Source organism: Shewanella profunda (genome assembly GCF_023283765.1).
GTDB lineage: Bacteria > Pseudomonadota > Gammaproteobacteria > Enterobacterales > Shewanellaceae > Shewanella > Shewanella profunda.
The window spans coordinates 1-17,220 of sequence record NZ_JAKILG010000048.1 but is presented as its reverse complement, the minus strand read 5'-3'; the positions used below and the strand labels follow the sequence as shown (position 1 = coordinate 17,220).

At 44.7% G+C, this 17,220-nt stretch carries 15 protein-coding genes and 4 tRNA genes; 10 read left to right on the top strand and 9 right to left on the bottom strand.

Annotated features, from left to right (window positions below; translation table 11 throughout):
* Nucleotides 1-28 precede the first annotated feature (28 nt).
* On the bottom strand, nucleotides 29-790 hold the full coding sequence (locus L2744_RS17945; protein WP_248993188.1) for an SURF1 family protein: 762 nt from the start codon (nucleotides 788-790) through the stop codon (nucleotides 29-31).
* On the opposite strand from L2744_RS17945, the gene L2744_RS17940 reads away from it, so the two are divergent.
* Entirely contained in the window at nucleotides 789-1,007 is a 219-nt protein-coding gene (locus tag L2744_RS17940) for a DUF2909 family protein (RefSeq protein ID WP_248993187.1), read from the top strand. The two genes, L2744_RS17945 and L2744_RS17940, sit on opposite strands and share 2 nt — an antisense overlap.
* Before the next feature lie 7 nt (nucleotides 1,008-1,014).
* On the opposite strand, the gene L2744_RS17935 is transcribed toward L2744_RS17940, so the two are convergent.
* The 6 genes from L2744_RS17935 to lexA form a co-directional block, all read right to left on the bottom strand.
* A complete protein-coding gene (locus tag L2744_RS17935) occupies nucleotides 1,015-1,890 on the bottom strand; it encodes a cytochrome c oxidase subunit 3 (RefSeq protein ID WP_248993186.1) in 876 nt (291 codons plus the stop codon).
* The gene (locus L2744_RS17930; protein WP_248993185.1) at nucleotides 1,887-2,453 is read right to left on the bottom strand and encodes a cytochrome c oxidase assembly protein; all 567 of its coding nucleotides are present in this window, start codon (nucleotides 2,451-2,453) and stop codon (nucleotides 1,887-1,889) included. The genes L2744_RS17935 and L2744_RS17930 overlap by 4 nt, the downstream gene beginning before the upstream one ends.
* A gap of 1 nt (nucleotide 2,454) precedes the next feature.
* On the bottom strand, nucleotides 2,455-4,050 hold the full coding sequence (gene ctaD, locus L2744_RS17925) for a cytochrome c oxidase subunit I (protein WP_248993184.1): 1,596 nt from the start codon (nucleotides 4,048-4,050) through the stop codon (nucleotides 2,455-2,457).
* 9 nt (nucleotides 4,051-4,059) lie between these two features.
* A complete protein-coding gene (gene coxB / locus L2744_RS17920; protein WP_248993183.1) occupies nucleotides 4,060-5,598 on the bottom strand; it encodes a cytochrome c oxidase subunit II in 1,539 nt (512 codons plus the stop codon).
* Between the two features lie 399 nt (nucleotides 5,599-5,997).
* The gene (locus L2744_RS17915; protein WP_248993182.1) at nucleotides 5,998-6,510 is read right to left on the bottom strand and encodes a cell division inhibitor SulA; all 513 of its coding nucleotides are present in this window, start codon (nucleotides 6,508-6,510) and stop codon (nucleotides 5,998-6,000) included.
* Nucleotides 6,507-7,127: a transcriptional repressor LexA gene (gene lexA, locus L2744_RS17910; protein WP_248993181.1), complete on the bottom strand. Its 621-nt coding sequence runs from the start codon at nucleotides 7,125-7,127 to the stop codon at nucleotides 6,507-6,509. The genes L2744_RS17915 and lexA overlap by 4 nt, the downstream gene beginning before the upstream one ends.
* A gap of 350 nt (nucleotides 7,128-7,477) precedes the next feature.
* Between lexA and plsB the strand changes: the two genes are divergently transcribed.
* Both plsB and mtr read left to right on the top strand, forming a co-directional pair.
* The gene (gene plsB, locus L2744_RS17905; protein ID WP_248993180.1) at nucleotides 7,478-9,901 is read left to right on the top strand and encodes a glycerol-3-phosphate 1-O-acyltransferase PlsB; all 2,424 of its coding nucleotides are present in this window, start codon (nucleotides 7,478-7,480) and stop codon (nucleotides 9,899-9,901) included.
* A complete protein-coding gene (gene mtr / locus L2744_RS17900; RefSeq protein WP_248993179.1) occupies nucleotides 9,901-11,157 on the top strand; it encodes a tryptophan permease in 1,257 nt (418 codons plus the stop codon). Before plsB ends, mtr begins: the two co-directional genes overlap by 1 nt.
* Before the next feature lie 89 nt (nucleotides 11,158-11,246).
* Here mtr and L2744_RS17895 read toward each other — a convergent pair whose 3' ends face one another.
* Entirely contained in the window at nucleotides 11,247-12,413 is a 1,167-nt protein-coding gene (locus L2744_RS17895) for a ribonuclease T2 (protein WP_376711955.1), read from the bottom strand.
* Between the two features lie 255 nt (nucleotides 12,414-12,668).
* Between L2744_RS17895 and murB the strand changes: the two genes are divergently transcribed.
* Complete coding sequence (gene murB / locus L2744_RS17890; protein WP_248993178.1) at nucleotides 12,669-13,694, top strand: UDP-N-acetylmuramate dehydrogenase; 1,026 nt, start codon at nucleotides 12,669-12,671, stop codon at nucleotides 13,692-13,694.
* Nucleotides 13,687-14,646 carry a bifunctional biotin--[acetyl-CoA-carboxylase] ligase/biotin operon repressor BirA gene (birA, locus tag L2744_RS17885; protein ID WP_248993177.1) on the top strand — a complete coding sequence of 320 codons (960 nt, stop codon included), beginning with the start codon at nucleotides 13,687-13,689 and terminating at the stop codon, nucleotides 14,644-14,646. Before murB ends, birA begins: the two co-directional genes overlap by 8 nt.
* Before the next feature lie 10 nt (nucleotides 14,647-14,656).
* Here the strand turns inward: birA and coaA are convergent, their stop codons facing one another.
* Complete coding sequence (gene coaA, locus L2744_RS17880) at nucleotides 14,657-15,607, bottom strand: type I pantothenate kinase (RefSeq protein ID WP_248993176.1); 951 nt, start codon at nucleotides 15,605-15,607, stop codon at nucleotides 14,657-14,659.
* A 234-nt stretch (nucleotides 15,608-15,841) separates the two neighbouring features.
* On the opposite strand from coaA, the gene L2744_RS17875 reads away from it, so the two are divergent.
* From L2744_RS17875 to tuf, 5 genes are all read left to right on the top strand, one after another.
* Nucleotides 15,842-15,917 (top strand) — tRNA-Thr (locus L2744_RS17875).
* A gap of 7 nt (nucleotides 15,918-15,924) precedes the next feature.
* Nucleotides 15,925-16,009, top strand: a tRNA-Tyr gene (locus L2744_RS17870).
* A gap of 36 nt (nucleotides 16,010-16,045) precedes the next feature.
* Nucleotides 16,046-16,119: transfer RNA gene (locus tag L2744_RS17865), tRNA-Gly, on the top strand.
* A 9-nt stretch (nucleotides 16,120-16,128) separates the two neighbouring features.
* Nucleotides 16,129-16,204 (top strand) — tRNA-Thr (locus L2744_RS17860).
* A 116-nt stretch (nucleotides 16,205-16,320) separates the two neighbouring features.
* The coding region (gene tuf / locus L2744_RS17855) for an elongation factor Tu (protein ID WP_248993175.1) at nucleotides 16,321-17,220 on the top strand (900 nt) is incomplete at its 3' end.

Genomic DNA, 17,220 nt, shown 5'->3' with positions numbered 1-17,220 from the left:
ATCTGGATTTAACTAGGCTGTATTTTTACTATTCACCCATAGAGTTTGAGTTGGCACTGTGATGATGTTTTACATACTTAATCCCTTGCCATAGCATCAGACCTGCAAATACCGCTGCCATTGAAAACCACTGCAATGCATAACCCCAATGTTTTTGTGCCGAGAGTGGAAAAGGTTGCCAAGGGTGCGCTAAATCAAGGTTGGGGAGTTGATCAGGTTGCAGTACTGCCGCCACTAAAGGATGACCTACTAGCTGAGTTATTTCAGGAATATTAAGATTCTGGATGCGAATGCGAGTCCCGACTTCTGCCATTAAGGCATGACTTAAAGGATTGGTTTGTTTTTGATATAGCTTGCCGACAAGACTCAGTTTCCCGCTAAGTGGCTCGATTTGTGGCAGCTCATCACGGTGAGCTGTTGCGGCGATAAAGCCTAACTCGACCAGTAGCCAAGGTTGTTCAGCGTCGATTTGCAGTGCTTGAAATGCTAAATATCCCACTTGCCCCTGATAGATTTGATTGTCGAGCAGCCAGATTTGCGCACTGGCTGGTGAGGCATTGATATTGAGTCGATAACCCGTGACATCTTCTATGCGGATTCTTTGCAAAAGTTGTTCAAAGCTTAGTGGTGGCAAGGCTTGCCTAGATTCCATTTGGGCTAACAACTGGGCTTTTTCTTCTCCGCGATGGAGCTGCCATAGCCCGAGCTTGACCAGAATCACGAATACAGCCACAGTTAATATCAGCAAGAAAACGGTTAATTTATTCAGCAGATCATAAGGATATTGCATGAATGCCCTATTCATCTTTAAGTTAGTTTTAGTGCTGCTGTTGCTGTTTATCATTTTTAATTTAGGTAGAGCCTTATTTATTATGGTGAAAGGTGACAACACTGTCCCTATGAGTCGTTATCTGGGTCGTCGTGTTATTTTCTCTGTGCTGGTAATCCTCTTACTGCTGGTGGCACTCGGGACTGGACTTATTAGTCCAAACCCTAGGCCCTATTGAGTGTCAGTTACAGTACATAGACGAAGATAAATAAACACAACCAGACCACATCAACGAAGTGCCAGTACCAACTCCCAGCTTGAAATGCAAAATGCTTATCTGCCGTAAAGTGTCCTTTTAATACTCTGAAAAATAAAACTAATAGGAATACTGTTCCCAAAGTGACATGCATGCCATGAAACCCAGTTAACAGAAAGAAAGTGTTGCCATAAATCCCCGAAGTGAGGGTTAGTCCCATCTCTTGATATGCGTGACGGTATTCTTCTACTTGCAATCCAACGAAACCTATACCCAATAAAATCGTGATCCCTAGCCATAGCACTACGGCTGAGCGTTTAGCTTTTTCTAAACTAATGTGAGCAAAATGTAAGGTCACTGATGAGGTCAGTAAAATAAGGGTATTGATTAAGGGGAGACCCGTCCAAGGCATAGCCTCTGTCTTGGTACCATCTGGCGTAGAGATAAGGGGCCAAACCGCTTCAAAACTTGGCCAGAGTATTTCGTGGGTCATAGCGTTGTTAGATGCACCGCCAAGCCAAGGTACGGCGATAGCGCGGGCATAGAACAGCGCGCCAAAAAAAGCCGCAAAGAACATCACCTCTGAGAAAATAAACCAACTCATACCTTGGCGGAAGGATCGATCCATCTGAGCGGAATAGAGTCCAGTTGTCGACTCTTTGATAACCGCGCTAAACCAGCCAACCAACATAAATACAATGACAGCTATGCCTAAAAGCAGTAAATAGCCGCCACCAGAAGCACCAGATTTCATCTGTTGGACGAAAAGTCCTGCGCCGGCGGCAATAAAAAATAATCCAATGGCACCGACAATGGGCCAGACGCTTTGGGATGGGACATAGTAAGTTTGATGTTTCGTGGTCATTTTGCAGCTCCTTGCTCTATGGCAGACGCTAACTGCTTGTCGGTAATGTCGTAGAGGGTGTAAGAGAGGGTTAAAGTATGGATAGACTCAGGTAGTTGAGGATCCACAAAGAAAATAAGCGGTAACTCGGCGCTAGTTGCCGCGGCCAAGGGTTGTTGATTAAAGCAAAAACATTCCGTTTTATTGAAATAGGCTGCCCCTTGGCCGGGGGAAACTGAGGGTATTGCTTGCCCAACTGTGGCATGGTTTGACTCATTACGAGCTAAAAATGCTGTGTGAACAAGCTCGCCAGGATGAACCACAAGCCGTTTAATTTGCGGTTCAAACTTCCACGGCATTCCGGTTTGTACTTGGGAAATAAACTCCACAGTTACAGTGCGGCTCGTATCGACAGTTATCGCTTGATAACTACTGGCTGTACTTGCGGGTTTACCATTGATCCCTAATTTTTCACACAGAACATCGTACAGTGGTACGAGCGCGAATCCAAAGCCAAACATACCCACACAGCCAAGAACTAACAAGCTGATAAGTTTACGATTTGACCTAGTTGTGCTGGCCATTTTATTTCACCTCAGGAGGTGTAGTAAATGAGTGATAGGGAGCAGGACTCGGTAGTGTCCACTCTAGCCCTTCGGAGCCTTCCCAAGGTTTAGCGGGCGCTTTCTCACCTCCACGGATGCACTTAATCACGAGTACTAAGAAAATCAGCTGTGATAGACCAAAGGCAAAACCGCCAATCGATACGATTTGGTTTATATCGGCAAATTGGATGGAGTAGTCAGGGATCCGTCGCGGCATTCCTGCAAGCCCGAGGAAATGCATAGGGAAAAAGAGTACGTTGACGGAAATCACTGAGCACCAAAAATGCCACTGTCCCAAACGTTCGTTATACATATGGCCTGTCCATTTAGGTAACCAGTAATAGGCTGCGGCCATAATGGAAAAAATAGCGCCTGTTACTAGCACATAATGAAAATGGGCCACCACAAAGTAAGTATCATGGTATTGGAAATCGGCCGGAGTAATGGCAAGCATTAGTCCCGAAAAGCCACCAATAGTGAAGAGGATAATAAAAGCTACGGCAAATAACATAGGTGTTTCAAAGGTGAGTGAGCCTCGCCACATGGTTGCTACCCAGTTAAAGACTTTCACTCCTGTAGGCACGGCAATCAGCATAGTGCAGTACATAAAAAACAGCTCTGCAAACACGGGCATACCCGTTGTAAACATATGGTGTGCCCATACAAGGAAAGACAAAATGGCAATACTGGCTGTTGCATACACCATAGAGGCATAACCAAAGAGTTTTTTGCGACTGAAAGCCGGAACTATGGCCGAGATGATGCCAAAAGAAGGCAAAATCATAATGTAAACTTCTGGGTGACCGAAGAACCAAAAGATATGTTGAAACATTACAGGATCACCGCCGCCTGCCGCCTCGAAGAAACTGGTACCAAAAAATTTATCGGTGAGCACCATAGTTACCACTCCAGCGAGTACAGGCATGACAGCTATCAGCAGGAACGCGGTAATAAGCCAAGTCCACACGAATAGCGGCAGTTTCATCCATGTCATGCCTGGCGCACGTAAGTTCACTATGGTCACAATCACGTTGATTGCGCCCATGATCGAACTTATCCCCATGATATGGATAGAAAACACGAATAGAGCTGTGCTGTCAGGGCTGTAAGTCGTTGAGAGTGGGGCATAGAAGGTCCAGCCAAAGTTTGGGCCTCCTCCCTCCATAAATAATGAGCTGAGTAAAATGGCAAAGGCAAAAGGGAGGATCCAAAAGCTCCAGTTATTCATCCTAGGTAACGCCATATCTGGAGCGCCAATCATCATAGGGATTAGCCAATTCGCTAATCCCGTAAAAGCGGGCATGACGGCACCAAATACCATAATCAGGCCATGAACAGTGGTCATTTGATTGAAAAAGTTTGGCTCAACTAGCTGTAATCCGGGTTGAAATAATTCAGCTCGGATCACCATTGCCATGGCCCCGCCCGTTAGAAACATAATGAAACTAAACCATAAATAAAGGGTGCCAATATCCTTATGATTTGTGGTTAGCAGCCAGCGCATAATGCCCTTAGGTGCACCATGATGATGGTCGTCATCATGGACTGCGGTTTGGTCTTGAGTCATAGTGCTCATCGTAATCCCCTACTGTCCATGTCTAACGATATCAGAGGCTTGAACTGTATCGCCTGTATTGTTACCCCAAGCATTTCGCTCATAAGTAATGACTGCTGCGAGTTGTTGTGGGCTGAGTTGTTTGTCGAATGCCTGCATCGCGGTGCCAGTTTTGCCATGCATCACAATATCGATATGACTGGCAATTGGCCCAGTTACAATTTTACTGTTAACTAGCGATGGAAAAGCGGGTGGAATACCAGAGCCATTTAATTGATGGCAGGCTGCACAACTTGATGTATAGATTGCTTCTCCTTCCGTCATTAGAGCTTCATGGCTCAGTGTTGGTAGGCTAGCGGGATCTATGCTGGTAGCTTGGGTTGATGGCTCTGTAGCTAACGCGGCTACTTGCTGCGTTTGTGCTGTTGATGTTTGAGGCTGACCACCACCATTCATATATTCGTTCACATCTTTGGCTTGAACGGCATCCCCCATATTATTTCCCCATGCATTTCGCTCATAGGTTGTCACTGCGGCAATTTCTTGGGTTGTTAATTGGTTAGCAAAAGCCTGCATTGCCGTACCCGCTTTACCGTGGATGATAATCTCAAGATGGGGTGTGATAGGGCCCGTTGCGATAGGGCTACCTTTAAGGCTTGGGAATACACCTTTTAACCCTTCTCCGTTGGGTTGATGGCATGCTGCACAGCGAGCCATATAGACTTGCTCACCTTGAGTCATTAAGTCTGCTTGGCTGAGAGTTTGTGATAAGGCTGCCTTAGCTGTGGCGGCGGCAGTCTCCGCTGCTTGTTTTTGCTCTGCAATCCAAGTATCAAACTCTGCTTCTGGTAAAGCTTTAACGACAATGGGCATAAAACCATGATCTTTACCGCAAAGCTCTGCACACTGGCCGCGATAAATGCCAGGTTTATCGATGCGTGTCCATGCTTCATTAATAAAACCCGGATTCGCATCTTTTTTCACGGCAAAGGCTGGAACCCACCATGAATGGATTACATCTTCTGATGTCATTAGGAAGCGGATTTTGCGATTTATTGGAACAACAAGTGGTTTATCGACTTCTAAAAGGTAGTATTCGCTTTTAGGTTCAGAACCATCGATTTGCGTTCTAGGTGTTGAAAGTATGCTGTAGAAATCAATGTCTTGATCGAAGTAGCTGTAATGCCATTTCCACTGAGAGCCAGTGACTTTGATGGTGATATCTGCATTGCTCGTATCTTCCATGGCGATTAAGGTTTTTGTCGCAGGTATTGCCATTAGGATTAGGATAATAAATGGCAGTATGGTCCAAGCAATTTCAACTTTAGTACTTTCATGGAAGTGTGCGGCAACCGCGCCTTTGGATTTTCTGTGGTTTATCATGGCATAAATCATTACGCCAAAAACCACTAGGCCAATTGCACAGCAGATATACAAGATAGTCATGTGCAAGTGATAAACCTTGCCACTTATCTCGGTTACGCCAGTGGTCATATTGAACCGCGAATCCGCTGCGTTCAACGGTGGTGCGAATAACACCACGAGTAAACAATACAACAATTGCTTCACAAGACTTCTCCTCTGCTAATTGCAAATAGCAACTACAAAGAAGAGTCACACAGTAAGTCTCAACTCTATGCAAACTCTTCAGTTCCCAAAAAAGCGCTTTTGACTTCAATGTGCGTTGATGGCTACTTTTGATTAAGTATTGTTACTGCTGTTAATTAGCCACGCTGGCACATACTGCTGAAAAATCTGTCGTTTCAATTATTGATGGAAAATCGACTAAGGTAACAGCTCGGTTTTTACCATCGGCAGTGATATAGGTTCACCGACTTAATCAACCATACTTGCTGTTTAAATATTGATCAAGATCACTTATTTTTCTAATTGTCTGAAAAATTGCTAAAAAAAAGCCTCACATTCATAGGTGAGGCGGCTTTCACGGCTAAAAAATATTTCGTAAAACTAATGTACAGAGTTAAAAAAAGTGGGTTGTTTAAAGTGTGTATGTTGTTCAAGGTGCACCTTATCGTGTAAGTGGTTATTTACTTCCTCTAACACAATTCCCATTGCTCTGGCACTTTTCGCCACAATTTGTAAGCGCCGATTATCACGGGCATCTAGTGAGGTGGTCCAAGTAATTACCGCACTGGACGTACCACTTGTTAAGGCTTTCTCCATGGCCCATAGGGTTTCTACCTCATCTTTTGCATGAACGAGTAATATACGATCCATGCGTACACCTGCAGACGTAAGCAACTGTTTATAGCCAATACTTGGTGGATTGATGAGCACAACCCAGCGACCCTGTTGACTGAGTTGCGCGAGCTGCGTACTGAGCTGAATTAACTCATGGCGGCCTTGAGTTTGTGTTGGCACGCAGCTAATAGGTGCATATTGCCAGTCGGTATCTGGATCTCGAATGTTGTCGAGCCATAGACCAGGATGACGTGGGGCATTGCCTAATAGTTTATTCATAGCCAATCTCCATTACGGATCACACCAACGGCGAGTCCTTCAATTGTTAAACTTTGGCAGCTTAAATCGACTTTAATCGGTGAATAGTCTTCATTTTCTGCGTGTAGATAGACTAAGTTGTCTTTTTTTTCGAAACGTTTAACAGTGACATCGTCGTCGACTCTAGCGACAACCACTTGGCCATTTCTTGCCTGTTGTACTTTATGCACAGCTAACAAATCGCCCTCGAGAATGCCGATATTTTTCATGCTGTCACCTTTTACTCGCAGTAAAAAATCGGCTGCTGGGTGAAACATACTTGGGTCAATTTGGTAATACTGTTCTACATGCTCTTGAGCTAGGATTGGCTCACCAGCGGCAACTTGGCCTATAAGTGGCAGGCCGGATTCAGTCACGACTTCTTCCTCTGCAGGGAGGCGAATACCACGAGAGGTACCAGGCATGATCTCGATACAGCCTTTTTTAGCGAGTGCTTTTAGGTGTTCCTCGGCAGCATTTGCACTCTTAAACCCTAAACGAGTGGCGATTTCAGCCCGGGTAGGAGGCATGCCAGTATCGGCAATATTACGTTTAATTAGCTCTAAAATTTCAGCTTGGCGTGGTGTTAAGGGTCTCATGGTGATTCCTGTTTTTCTATACAGTTACTGTCAGTATATACAGTATTATTTGTAGTGCAAGTATTAACCACTTTTAGATCTTAAAGTACTTTCAAGCTGCAAATTTCAGTTTGATCTGAAGGTTCAGTATTCTTAAATTAAAATTTTAATTATACGTTTGATATTTAGTAAAAAATTTTTGTTTTCGGTTGGGTTGTGTACGAGTTTAATCGGGGGTGGACAAGCTATTTATATACCCTAAAACGCGATATTTTAGGGTGGTTTGGGGATATGTAGGAGAGAATTAGCGAATACTCCCCAGAGTCTGGTATTCTATTGGGCTAGTAAACGTACTTAATTGCATAAGAATAATGCCTAAACAAGACTCTCTTTGGTTGAAATCATTACGCTGGATCCAAAAACACTTAGTGCACACTATTGTGGTGCCTCAGGATCCCTTTGCCGATCTGAATTTGGATGCCTCCAGACCGCTTGCCTATGTCATGAAGACAGAATCGCTTAGTGACATTGCTGCACTGAGTGAAATCACCGCGAAGTTAGGTTTGCCTAGTCCCTATGAGCCTTTAGTTGTTAATGGCGTTGTAGCGCCACGCGTTGTTTGCCTTGGAGGTCGTAAACCTTTATTTGGAGAACGTGCGAGTAATGAGCCATTCCTCGAATGTTTTATGCGTCTCTTGGCTATCCATAAGGAGCGTCCTGAGCTCGATATTCAACTGGTACCAGTAAGCCTTTATTGGGGTCGCACCCCCGGTAAAGAAGACGATACGATGAAGGCGGCTGTGCTAGAGCGTGAAAACCCGACTTGGCTACGTAAGTGTTTGATGATTCTGTTTTTAGGTCGTCATAATTTTGTGCAGTTTTCAAATGCCGTTTCACTGCGTTATATGGCCGATGAACACGGTACAGATATGGGGATTGCCCATAAGTTAGCACGGGTGGCGCGGGTGCATTTTCGCCGTCAACGCAAGGTGATGACGGGCCCTTTACTGCCAAATCGTCAGGCATTATTTGATTCGTTGCTAAAGTCGGAGTCGTTACGTAAGGCGATTCAGGAAGAAGTCGCGAGCAAAAAGATTTCGGAAACTCAAGCTCGTGAAACTGCAATTGAATATCTTGATGAAATCGCAGCGAATTATTCGGATAGTTTAGTTCGTATTGCAGAGCGTTTTTTAACGTGGTTATGGAACAAACTTTACAGTGGCATCAATATTAAAGGTGCTGAGCTGATCCGTCAGTTGCACCACGATGGCCATGAAATTGTCTATGTGCCTTGTCATCGCAGTCATATGGATTATCTATTGTTATCCTACATTTTGTACTACCAAGGAATGGTTCCACCACATATTGCCGCTGGCATAAACCTTAATTTCTGGCCCGCCGGGCCATTATTCCGCCGTGGCGGGGCTTTCTTTATTCGCCGGAGCTTTAATGGCAATAAGCTGTATACAGCAGTGTTCCGTGAGTATTTAGACCAACTGTTCGCTAAGGGTTATTCGGTGGAGTATTTCTCTGAGGGTGGCCGCTCACGTACGGGGCGTTTGTTAGCACCCAAAACGGGCATGATAGCGATGACGATGAATAGTGTACTACGTGGTATTGAGCGCCCCGTTACTTTGGTGCCCGTTTATTTGGGTTATGACCATGTGATGGAAGTTGCTACATATCACAAAGAATTGAGCGGTAAGAAGAAACAGAAAGAATCTGTTTGGCAAGTTTTTGGGGCAATTCGTAAATTAGGTAATTTTGGTCAAGGTTATGTGAACTTTGGTGAGCCCATTACCCTGCAAAACTTTTTAAACGAAATAGCACCTAACTGGCGTGCAGAGCTTGCCAATGATCCAGAGCAAAAACCAACGTGGTTAACCCCTGCGGTTAACACGTTAGCAAATCGGGTGATGACTCGTATTAATGATGCCGCGGCGGCAAGTTCTGTCACACTCACCAGTTTAGTGCTATTGGCATCGGAGCAAAATGCCCTCGAGCGTTGCCTGCTTGAGCGTCAGTTGGATTTGTATCTCACTCTGCTGAAGCGGGTGCCTTATACCTCTTTTACTTCGGTCGCTGAAGGTGATGGCAAATATCTAGTACAGCAAGGTCTTGATCTGAATAAGTTTTCCGTGAGCTCCGATCCGCTAGGTGAGATAGTGTCTATTGATGCCAATCAGGCTATTTCGATGACCTATTATCGCAATAATATTATTCACTTATTTATTATTCCTTCGCTTGTCGCGAGCTGTTTGACCCATAATGAGCAAATCCAACGCCAGCAAGTCGTGGCCATCCTAAATGACTTTTATCCACTACTAAAGGCTGAGCTTTTTATGGGGATTAAGGATTTGCCTACTTATGTAGATCAAGTGCTGGATCTCTTTATTGAGCAAGGTTTAGTGAACGAGTCAGATAGTTTGTCAGTTGTAACAGAGCATTCCAGTCACTTGGTATTGCTTGCGGGATCTGTAAGCGAAACATTGCAACGCTATGCCATTATTTTCAATTTGCTAGCACATCGTCCTAAGATGGAACGCTCAGAGCTTGAGTCAGAAAGTCATTTACTTGCCCAGCGTTTAGGGGCGTTGCATGGAATTACTGCGCCAGAGTTTTACGATAAAAAACTCTACGGCACCTTGAGTGTTAAGCTAAAAGAGTTAGGTTATCTTTCTGACAAAGATGACAAATCTGATATTAAGCGTATTCGAGATCAAGCCAATAGCCTATTGAGGGCCTCAGTGAGACAGACGATAGTCGCGAGTGTCACTGCGGAGCACGTTATCTAATGGCAAATCATATGAATGCGGCTAAACATAAGCCCGCAGGTAAGTCTTTGCTCGGTGGCGCCATGATTATTGCTGGGACGACCGTGGGGGCGGGCATGTTTTCCTTGCCTGTGGTGGGTTCTGGCATGTGGTTTGGGTATTCCATTTTAATGCTGCTAGGTATTTGGTTTTGCATGTTGATGTCGGGTTTATTACTGCTTGAAACCAACTTACACTTTGAACCTGGTGCTAGTTTCGATACTTTAACAAAACAAACCTTAGGCCAGTTTTGGCGCATAGTGAATGGTGTTTCGATCGCCTTTGTGCTCTACATTTTAACTTATGCCTATATCAGCGGTGGTGGCTCGATTGTAAACCACAGCTTGCAGGGCATGGGGATTGAATTACCTCAAAGTGTGGCAGGGTTAGTATTTGCCATAGTGCTAGCGAGTATCGTGCTGATCAGCACCAAAGCTGTGGATCGTATTACGACCATTATGCTCGGCGGTATGATCATCACTTTCTTTCTTGCTATAGGTAACTTACTGATAGAGATTGATGTCACTAAGTTGCTTGAACCCGATGGTTCAGCAAGTTTTGCGCCCTATGTGTGGGCGGCGTTGCCCTTTGGCCTTGCTAGCTTTGGCTATCATGGCAATGTGCCTAGTTTAGTGAAGTATTATGGTAAAGATTCCGCCACTATTATCAAAGCTATCTTTGTCGGTACTTTTATCGCGCTTATCATTTATGTCTGTTGGTTAGTCGCCACTATGGGCAATATTCCCCGCAGCCAGTTTAGCGATATTATCGCCCAAGGCGGCAATATGGGAGTGTTAGTTGGCGCCCTGTCTAAGGTGATGGCAAGCAGCTGGTTAAACAGTATGTTGACCCTGTTTGCAAACTTAGCGGTGGCCTCGTCGTTCCTGGGTGTAACTTTGGGTTTGTTTGATTATCTTGCAGACTTATTTGGTTTTGATGACTCCCGTAATGGAAGGATGAAAACTGCCGCTGTAACCTTTGTGCCACCGACGGTTTTTGGGCTGTTATTTCCAGATGGTTTTCTAATTGCTATCGGTTTTGCGGCATTGGCTGCAACGGTTTGGGCTGTGATTGTCCCTGCGCTGATGGCTTATAAATCTCGGCAGTTATTCCCCGAAAGCAGGGGCTTTAAAGTGATGGGTGGCACACCCATCATCATTATCGTCGTGCTATTTGGTATAGTCACAGGTGCGTGTCACCTGTTGGCGATGGCGAATTTTCTGCCTCAATATTCCTAGTACGCTTTATTAACTTAAGCCCTCTTTTATGAGGGCTTTTGTGTTTTTGGCGATCCCATTTCTGCCCTTATCAATCTGTATTTAGTCGATTAATTTGGGTTATCTATGATGATTGTTTCTGAGCAAGAGCCTTTTTCCGCCTTATTGGCTTTTGCAAGGAGGCTTGGCATTGAATCAGAGCCTTTAATCACTTCGGGTAGATTAATGCGGATTTCACTTAACAGTCCTTTGGCACATTCTAAGCTTATTTTGGTATGTGAGCCTTGACCGAAGCTTGCATCAAAGTTCGTATTCAGCTCCTGTTTAGTGACCTTTTTACCTATGTTCCCATGGATGAAGTTTTTAACCCATGGGGAGGCGTTTATCGTTTGGGTTAGCTGGGTGGCTAACAAAAAGTAATCGTTAGGATCTTGGTTGCGACAAGTTCCATGTTTCCACCATTCATGTCGCTCTAAACAGGTGCCGTAGCGAGAGCTCGGCATCACTTCTTCTAAATTTTTGCGTACTGAAGCATTAAGTTCAACTTCAGGATAACTACAAAAATCGCTAGGTTGCAGCTTTACTGTACTGCAGTAGCCATAACGTGTGCCGCATTGTTTCCTATTAGGCCAAAGTCCATGCAGGCTAAAATGTTGCCATTGGGCTGATTCACTCGTCTTACTTAGGGCGTTGCATTCTGCTTTGCGGTTGCCATAGAGTTCGCAGAAAGTACTTTGCCAGCTCAATGCTAGAATGTGAGAGTCGAAGTTTCCGCCAATTTGGCACTGATTGACTTGGCCTTTATCTTTTGTACTTTGTTCTTTAAGGCTATCGCGATTAATTGCTTTGATATCCGATGCTGTAGTGGTTTGCGAGGGTTCCATTGCCGACACGGGTGTAGAAAGGTCAGTGTTCGTTACGCTGGTGAGGTACTGACCACAATTAGCGCTTATCCAGCGCAGAGGTGAGGTTGCTGCATTGGTCCTTACTCGCAGCCATTGAGGATTGGTACTGTTACCTAAAATTTCCAGTACTGTATAGCGCTCACCAATATTGCTTTGTAACTGCTCTGGGTTGGTCTGTTTATTCTTTGATTGAAAGAGTTCACAGCGTTTGTTGGAAATAAATTCGCCAGAAGCGGGGGCCGCTAACGCAAAAGTTGTCCCTAGGAGTAGTACGCCGAATATGCCGATGATGCGATATAACATGCGAGGTTGGCACCATAGCACTTGCTGTGAGCGCTTAGAGCTGGCGGTCAAACGAAATAGCATTGTCATTTAATGGCATCCTTATCAGTGGCTGTGGAACGGGTATCAATAAGTTAATGGTACACACAAGCACTATGATAAGAGAGGCTTATTTTTGAGCTGATGTTAACGCTGATTGGTGCTGTGTTGGTCACTTTTGCCGCTGGTTTAAGTAAACCGTGCTGGTTACATAGTATTTGAGGCGTAGAGAACAATAGCGTTATTTGGCTGCAATTGCGGATTTTAGTCGTTACAATAAGACATTTCTTGCTACCGATCTATCGCATGTCCTTGTCTCATAGTCTTAAGTCATTCAATACCTTTGGTCTTTCACAGTGCTGTTCAGCACTTGTTGAAGCTCATTCAAAAGAAGCCATTAAAAATATTTGCTTGCCATTATGGCGAAGCCAGCAACCCTTACTCGTTTTAGGTGGCGGTAGTAATGTCGTTTTTACAGATGATTTTCACGGCACTGTGGTGCGAGTGTTATCTAAGGGAATAAAAGTCAGCGAAGACGCTGCCAACTTTTATCTTGAGGTTGAGGCGGGTGAAAACTGGCATGAATTAGTCGAGTTTACCTTAGCTAATGCTATGCCAGGTTTAGAAAACCTCGCTCTGATCCCTGGAACCCTTGGTGCAGCACCAATCCAAAATATTGGTGCTTATGGTGTAGAGCTTTGCGATGTTTGTGATTGGGTTGAATATCTCGACCTTGATGCCGGTGACTTTTTCCGTCTAACGGCGGCTGAATGTCAGTTCTCCTACCGTGAATCGATTTTCAAAGGAGAGTTGCGTGGTCGTTCGGTTATTACTGCGGTTGGATTACGTCTAGTTAAGCAGTGGCAACCGCATCTTGCCTATGGTCCTTTACAATCTTTTGATCCCGAATCTGTAACAGCCTCTGACATTTTCAAGCGAGTCTGCCAAGTACGAAGTGAAAAGCTTCCTGATCCTAAGGTATTAGGCAATGCGGGCAGCTTTTTTAAAAATCCAATTGTCAGTGCCGCCTGTTACCTTGAGCTTGCACAACGATTTCCGACAATCGTCGGCTATGCTCAAGCTGATGGCAGAGTTAAGCTCGCGGCTGGTTGGTTAATCGAACAGGCTGGTTTAAAAGGTTTTGTCTTGGGAAATGCAGCCGTACACGATAAGCAAGCATTAGTTTTAGTTAATCGCGGTGGCGCGACCGGGCAGGATATTTGCCGTTTAGCACTGCATGTTATTGATTGCGTCAATGACTCCTTTGGTGTGTTGCTAGAGGCAGAGCCAAGGATTATCGGAGTCACAGGTGAAGGAGAACTGCATGTCTGACAACTGGGTAAGGAAGCGCGAAATTTTAACTTTATTATCTAGCGAGCGTTTTGTCTCGGGCGAACAGCTAGCGAGTGATCTAGGCATATCTCGTGCTGCTGTGAGTAAACATATTGATGCGCTAGAAACCTATGGCGTTGCAATTTATAGCGTTAAAGGTCGCGGCTATAAACTTGCGAATCCGATTTCATTGATTGATGCGTCACGCTTAGTGCAATCGATTGATAATCGGTGTTTTTATTTTGATGAAATTCCGAGCACTAATGGATTTATGCTCAGCCACACAAATGAGCTGAAGAGTGGAGATGTTTGTGTGGCCGAGTTTCAATCGGCTGGCCGAGGCCGTAGAGGCCGAACTTGGGTATCGCCCTATGGTCATCATCTGTATTTTTCACAATTTTGGTCATTCCCCCAGGGCATGGCACAGGCAATGGGCTTGAGTTTAGTGGTGGCCTGTACGCTGGTTGAGGTACTTAAGTCCTATGGCGTTGAGAATATAGGCGTTAAGTGGCCGAATGATATCTATTTGGACCATAAAAAACTGGCTGGGATTTTAATTGAGATGTCGGGGCAGGCTGATAGCGAATGCCAGCTTATTATCGGGATTGGCGTCAATATGGCGATGTCAGAGGATCATGGAAAAGGAATAGACCAACCTTGGAGTGATTTATCAACACTAGCGACTATGCCGGATAAGACTGACCTAGTGATTGAGTTACAAAAACAGCTCAAGCGAGATATTCAGCTATTTGAGCGCGAGGGGCTCAATGCATTCAAAGCGCGTTGGCAAGCTGCAGATTTATTTTATGGCAAACCAATCCGTTTACTCATGGGTGAAAATCATATTGATGGGATTTGCATGGGGGTAGATGATCAAGGGGCGGTATTACTCGACACCGCCGATGGTATTCAAGCGTTTATCGGCGGAGAAATTAGTCTTAGACCCCGTTAGCTTAGGGGTACTACTTGCGCATGAGCACATGGGACATCAAATGATCTTGCCCCTTTTGTAGGATCAAATGTGCTCTTTCCCGCGTGGGTTGAATGTTCAGTTGCAAATTAGGGCCATTGATTGTGTCCCAAATATTAGCGGCAATTGTATTTGCCTCATCATCAGTTAAATTCGCATAATGATGGAAGTAGGACTTAGCATCGCTAAATGCGCCTTTACGAAATTGCAGAAAGCGCTCTTTATACCACTGCTTAAGCAATGATTCATCAGCATCTACATAGATAGAAAAATCAACAAAGTCAGATACAAAGGGTCTACGAGTGTCGACGGGTGAGTCCAACCCCGTTTGGAGTACGTTTAAACCTTCAAGGATCAAAATATCGGGTTGCGAGACAGTTTGATGCTGATTGCGTACACGGTCGTAGGTCACATGGGAGTATATAGGGGCTTTTGCATGTGGTTGTCCCGATTTTACGGCCGAAATAAATTCCACCAACATTTTCATATCGTAGCTTTCGGGAAATCCTTTGCGCTGTAATAAACCTTTGCGCTTGAGATCGGCTAATGGGTAAAGAAACCCATCCGTTGTAACAAGATCAACTTTAGGGTGCTCGGGCCAATGTCGTAATAGTGCTTGTAAAATACGTGCAGTCGTACTTTTACCAACCGCAACACTCCCCGCAATGCTAATGATATAGGGACTGTGGAATGGTTTTTGTCCCAGAAACTCATCAAGTACTAAGCCCCGTTGTTGCTTAGATTTAACGATCAAATTAAGTAACCTACTGAGGGGCAAATAAATATCTGTAACCTCGGAAAGGGATACCTTTTCATTAATACCCCTAAGATTTTCTAAATCCTGTTCACTTAATGTTAGCGGTACTGAATCTCTTAGCTCTGACCATTGTGGGCGTTCAAAGGTAAGATAGAGCGCTTTTTGAATTGGATTTTTAGAAATCATAGGCTTTCCTCGGCTTAGGAAAGGCACAGTACACCATGGCATTATTGTCGACAATAAAAAATCAGTAATTTCAACCTTGTTTAATTCACTGACAGTCGCATTTGCTGGATAATTGCCCATCGGAAGTGATTGGCGTGTAAAAAAACATCGTTTAACTAGTTTTTTTAATCAAATAGGCGTTTTTTACTTGCACTCAGAGGCACATTTACCTAATATCCCGTTCCGAAATGATTTGCCGGCATAGCTCAGTTGGTAGAGCAACTGACTTGTAATCAGTAGGTCCCGAGTTCGACTCTTGGTGCCGGCACCATTTTACTGGAGGGGTTCCCGAGTGGCCAAAGGGATCAGACTGTAAATCTGACGGCTCAGCCTTCGAAGGTTCGAATCCTTCTCCCTCCACCATTTTTTCAAGGTAGTTAGGTAGCCTAGTTAGGTTGCGCGGGCATCGTATAATGGTATTACTCCAGCCTTCCAAGCTGATAACGCGGGTTCGATTCCCGCTGCCCGCTCCAAATTTGTATGCTGATATGGCTCAGTTGGTAGAGCACACCCTTGGTAAGGGTGAGGTCGGCAGTTCGAATCTGCCTATCAGCACCAGCCTTTCTAAATTAAGCTCCTATACCTAACATAATCGGTTCGATGTAATTTATATGCATCGGATTTTTTCTATATGTAAGTTTTCATCACCAAGATTCTTGGACTGAGGCATTACCATGGCTAAAGCTAAATTTGAACGTATTAAGCCCCATGTAAACGTGGGCACCATTGGTCACGTTGACCATGGTAAAACCACTCTGACTGCAGCTATCTCTCACGTACTGGCTAAGACCTACGGTGGCGAAGCTAAAGACTTCTCTCAAATCGATAACGCTCCAGAAGAGCGTGAGCGCGGTATTACGATCAATACCTCTCACATCGAATATGATACGCCAGCACGTCACTACGCCCACGTAGACTGCCCAGGCCATGCTGACTATGTTAAGAACATGATCACAGGTGCTGCACAGATGGACGGCGCGATCTTAGTAGTAGCGTCAACAGACGGTCCAATGCCACAAACACGTGAGCACATTCTGCTGTCACGTCAAGTAGGCGTACCTTTCATCATCGTATTCATGAACAAATGTGACATGGTCGATGACGAAGAGCTGTTAGAGCTAGTGGAGATGGAAGTTCGTGAACTGTTATCAGAATACGATTTCCCAGGTGATGACTTACCGGTAATCCAAGGTTCAGCACTGAAAGCGTTAGAAGGCGAGCCAGAGTGGGAAGCGAAAATCCTTGAATTGGCCGCGGCACTGGATTCTTATATTCCAGAACCACAACGTGACATCGATAAGCCGTTCCTACTGCCAATCGAAGACGTATTCTCAATTTCAGGCCGTGGTACAGTAGTAACAGGTCGTGTTGAGCGTGGTATTGTGCGTGTTGGTGACGAAGTAGAAATCGTTGGTGTACGTACAACAACGAAGACAACTTGTACTGGTGTAGAAATGTTCCGTAAACTGCTTGACGAAGGTCGTGCAGGTGAGAACTGTGGTATTTTGTTACGTGGTACTAAGCGTGATGACGTAGAACGTGGTCAAGTATTAGCGAAACCAGGTTCAATCAAC